Raw genomic sequence first — 1,434 nt, 5'->3', positions numbered from 1 at the left:
CCGAATTATCAACTTCTTCCCTGAAGACCGACGTATTCAGCTACTCAATGATTTAGCACTGAATATGCGTGCATTTATTTCTCAACGTCTAATACCAACAGTAGATGGAAAGCGTGCGGCGGCCATTGAGATTCTCTTAGGAACGCCAACTATCAGCGAATTAATCTTGCGTGGAGAGATTGAAGGCATAAAGGAAATTATGGAAAAATCCCAAGGTTTAGGGATGCAAACATTCGATACCGCTTTATTCAATCTACACAAAGCAGGCAAAATATCTCTTGAAGAAGCTATTAAGAACGCTGACTCTGCTAATAACCTTCGCTTGAAGATCAAGCTAAATGACTCGAATGGTGGAGAAGGGGATTCAAGTGAACCGTCTAAAGACACCATGGTCACGTCCAGCGCTTTGGAATTAAGCCTTGAAGAAATTAAGAAGGACGAACCCGAGGATGATTTTCCTTCGCCTTCATTTTAATGGTCCGAACTCGGCCTATAGTTTTAAAATAGCGTTTAGGCCCAGCGTGACAGGGTTGCTTAGGCATGAATGTCCGCATTTAATACTCAGACAACTCTAATAGGGTGCGCCATGCGCACCGCTGAACCCTGTGGCTCAAACAAACATAAATTGAGGTAACCCCCTAACCAGTAAGCAGAGCCTTCCACGGCTCGCAAGCGGGCTAGCACGGAGCAGAGTCATACTGATGGTGGAACCTTCTGGCAGCGAAGGGCACAATCTTCGCCGGTGCGCGCGGCGCACCCTATCAAGATAGAGATTATTCAGCCAAACCTGCATGTGGTGGACTAACGAAAAGAACACAGAGTGCTACCTTTCTCGAAGCCTGCTATCTTCACCTTCCTGCCTCTGACATAAGCCCAAGTTTATACTAGCAGTCACGACATTGCGGACATGGATATGAGTGAATGTTACTCTGACCCCAATATTTATGACCCCAATATTTAGAATGATGTTTAGGCTATTTTTACCTGATTGAGCTCATCGCAAAGTAAAAGCCCAGGCACGTTTTTAGACGACATGGCGAAAGGGGCGGGTTATAGTTCCTACTCTCCTAAGTACATATCTGTAATAACTAATCTTTATTATTGCTGATGCTTCGTTTGATAGCTTTCCACACGGTTTCGGCCATTTCGTTTTGCAGAATAAAGCGCATTATCTGCATTTTCCAAGAGATGCTTAGCTGTATCTGTTTTTTCAGGTATCGTAGAATAAACACCGATACTTACGGTGACAGCTTGATCAAAACCCTCAGCTTCAATGACATGCTGATCGATACGTTTTCGAATTCGCTCAGCGACAACGATTCCTCCCTCTAGCCCCGTTTGAGGTAACACGATGCAAAACTCTTCTCCGCCATATCGAGCGGCTAGGTCGGTAGGAAAGCGCAATTGTGTTGAGAGCTCAGTAGCAACGGCCTG

General features: G+C 45.1%; 1 protein-coding gene and 1 pseudogene. One reads left to right on the top strand and one right to left on the bottom strand.

The window, feature by feature from the left end; translation table 11 throughout:
* Positions 1-475, top strand: a pseudogene (locus tag A3729_RS32230) (type IV pili twitching motility protein PilT); the annotation flags it as partial.
* Between the two features lie 623 nt (positions 476-1,098).
* On the opposite strand, the gene A3729_RS04845 reads toward A3729_RS32230, so the two are convergent.
* On the bottom strand, positions 1,099-1,434 hold a 336-nt coding region (locus tag A3729_RS04845), incomplete at its 5' end, for a GGDEF domain-containing protein (protein ID WP_156497670.1).

The sequence above is a fragment of the Oleiphilus sp. HI0043 genome (assembly GCF_001634935.1).
This window is presented reverse-complemented; position numbering and strand designations above follow the sequence as displayed.